Source organism: Streptococcus sp. 339, assembly GCF_013277285.1.
Classification (GTDB): Bacteria; Bacillota; Bacilli; order Lactobacillales; family Streptococcaceae; genus Streptococcus; species Streptococcus pseudopneumoniae.
Window position 1 is genome coordinate 71143 of sequence record NZ_VMMR01000027.1, and the last position, 2649, is coordinate 73791.

Below are 2649 nucleotides of genomic sequence, written 5' to 3' on the forward strand. Positions count from 1 at the left end.
CTGACGAAGTCAGTAACCACACCTACGGCAAAGTGAATCTGAAGTAGTTTGAAGAGAGTATAACTTGTCTTTTAGAAAAGGAGCCTATAATGAAAGTCTTTCAGAATGTAAATATCGTGACTTGTGATCAAGATTTCCATGTTTATCTTGATGGAATCTTAGCAGTCAAGGATTCTCAAATCGTCTATGTCGGTCAAGATAAGCCAGCGTTTTTAGAGCAAGCTGAGCAGATTATAGACTATCAGGGAGCTTGGATTATGCCTGGGTTGGTCAATTGCCACACCCATTCTGCTATGACAGGTTTGAGAGGAATTCGGGATGATAGCAATCTCCATGAATGGCTCAATGACTATATCTGGCCAGCAGAAGCTGAGTTTACTCCCGACATGACTACTAAGGCGGTCAAAGAAGCTCTGACAGAGATGCTCCAGTCAGGAACAACAACCTTTAATGATATGTATAATCCCAATGGTGTGAATATTGAGCAGATTTATCAGGCAGTGAAAGATTCCAAGATGCGTTGTTATTTTTCTCCGACTCTTTTTTCTTCAGAGACAGAAACAACTGCTGAGACTATAAGCAGAACTCGATCCATCATAGACGAAATCTTAAAATATAAAAATCCAAATTTCAAGGTTATGGTAGCACCTCATTCTCCCTATAGCTGCAGTAGAGACTTGCTGGAAGCGAGTTTGGAAATGGCAAAAGAGCTTGCTATTCCAATCCATATCCATGTGGCGGAGACCAAGGAAGAATCAGGCATTATCCTGAAACGATACGGCAAACGCCCCCTCGCCTTTCTAGAAGAACTGGGTTACTTAGATCATCCGTCTGTCTTTGCTCATGGGGTCGAATTAAACGAGCGAGAAATTGAACGCTTGGCAACTTCTCAAGTGGCTATTGCTCACAATCCTATCAGTAATCTCAAACTGGCATCAGGAATTGCTCCAATTATCCAGCTCCAAAAAGCAGGAGTAGCAGTCGGAATTGCGACTGACTCGGTCGCTTCCAATAACAATCTTGATATGTTTGAGGAGGGACGGACTGCAGCCCTTCTTCAGAAGATGAAAAGTGGAGATGCCAGCCAATTTCCTATCGAAACAGCTCTCAAGGCACTGACAATCGAAGGGGCTAAGGTTCTAGGAATGGAAAATCAGATAGGAAGTCTAGAAGTCGGCAAGCAGGCAGATTTTCTCGTTATTCAACCACAAGGCAAAATCCATCTCCAACCTCAAGAAAATATGCTCTCTCACCTAGTTTATGCTGTCAAATCCAGTGATGTTGATGATGTCTATATTGCTGGAGAACAGGTTGTTAAGCAAGGTCAAGTTCTGACAGTAGAACTTTAGAAGAAAAATCACGAAAAATTTTAAAAAAAGTTTGTAAAAATCTTGCATTCTTTTTTTGACTATGCTATACTTATATACGGTTTGAAAAAACTGCCTAAGACAGTAGGGGAGCTCGACTCATAAATATCCTACCGAGGACAAAACGTATCATGTAAAAAGAAGCGTATTGTACTTTCGTGTCTAGGTTTGGGCGCGTTTTTCTTTTGGAAAAATTCCCCAAGCAAAATAATTACGGAGGTGAACACACTAATGAGTGAAGCAATTATTGCTAAAAAAGCGGAACTAGTTGACGTAGTAGCTGAAAAAATGAAAGCTGCTGCATCTATCGTCGTTGTAGACGCTCGTGGTTTGACAGTTGAGCAAGATACAGTTCTTCGTCGTGAGCTTCGTGGAAGCGAAGTTGAGTATAAAGTCATTAAAAACTCAATCTTGCGTCGTGCAGCTGAAAAAGCTGGTCTTGAAGATCTTGCATCAGTATTCGTTGGACCATCTGCAGTAGCATTTTCTAACGAAGATGTTATTGCACCAGCGAAAATCTTGAACGACTTTTCTAAAAACGCTGAAGCACTTGAAATCAAAGGTGGTGCAATCGAAGGCGCTGTCGCATCTAAAGAAGAGATTCTTGCACTTGCAACTCTTCCAAACCGCGAAGGACTTCTTTCTATGCTCCTTTCTGTACTTCAAGCGCCAGTGCGCAACGTTGCTCTTGCAGTCAAAGCGGTTGCAGAAAGCAAAGAAGACGCAGCTTAATCTTAAGCTACGTAGCGTAGCCTAGCTACGAAAATCTATTATAAATTTAAAACATATTTGGAGGAAATAACAATGGCATTGAACATTGAAAACATTATTGCTGAAATTAAAGAAGCTTCAATCCTTGAATTGAACGACCTTGTAAAAGCTATCGAAGAAGAATTTGGTGTAACTGCAGCTGCTCCTGTAGCTGTTGCTGCAGCTGGTGCTGCTGACGCTGGTGCTGCTAAAGATTCATTCGACGTTGAATTGACATCTGCAGGCGACAAAAAAGTTGGCGTTATCAAAGTTGTACGTGAAATCACAGGTCTTGGTCTTAAAGAAGCTAAAGAACTTGTTGACGGTGCACCAGCACTTGTTAAAGAAGGCGTTGCAACTGCAGAAGCTGAAGAAATCAAAGCTAAATTGGAAGAAGCTGGAGCTTCAGTTACTCTTAAATAATAGAGCGACTACATTAGTAGCTTAAAAACATGATTAAATCGCTATTCTTAGGAGTAGTGGTTTTTCTTTTTGTTTAAGAAGTTGGCGAGTAAGTAATACTCAATGAAAA

The 2649-nt window shown here is 41.0% G+C and carries 3 protein-coding genes and 1 other annotated feature; all 3 genes read left to right on the forward strand.

All coding sequences use genetic code 11. The features are described from left to right. The first annotated feature begins 89 nt into the window (after positions 1-89). Positions 90-1349, forward strand: coding sequence for a TRZ/ATZ family protein (locus tag HT736_RS03625; RefSeq protein ID WP_050261725.1), 1260 nt, complete (start codon positions 90-92; stop codon positions 1347-1349). 75 nt (positions 1350-1424) lie between these two features. Beyond that, positions 1425-1560: a sequence feature (ribosomal protein L10 leader region), on the forward strand. A 38-nt stretch (positions 1561-1598) separates the two neighbouring features. Then, positions 1599-2099 (forward strand): 50S ribosomal protein L10, encoded by a 501-nt coding sequence (gene rplJ, locus HT736_RS03630; RefSeq protein ID WP_001287278.1) that lies wholly within the window; start codon positions 1599-1601, stop codon positions 2097-2099. Between the two features lie 72 nt (positions 2100-2171). Next, positions 2172-2540 carry a 50S ribosomal protein L7/L12 gene (rplL, locus tag HT736_RS03635; RefSeq protein ID WP_001196965.1) on the forward strand — a complete coding sequence of 123 codons (369 nt, stop codon included), beginning with the start codon at positions 2172-2174 and terminating at the stop codon, positions 2538-2540. Positions 2541-2649: the final 109 nt, after the last annotated feature.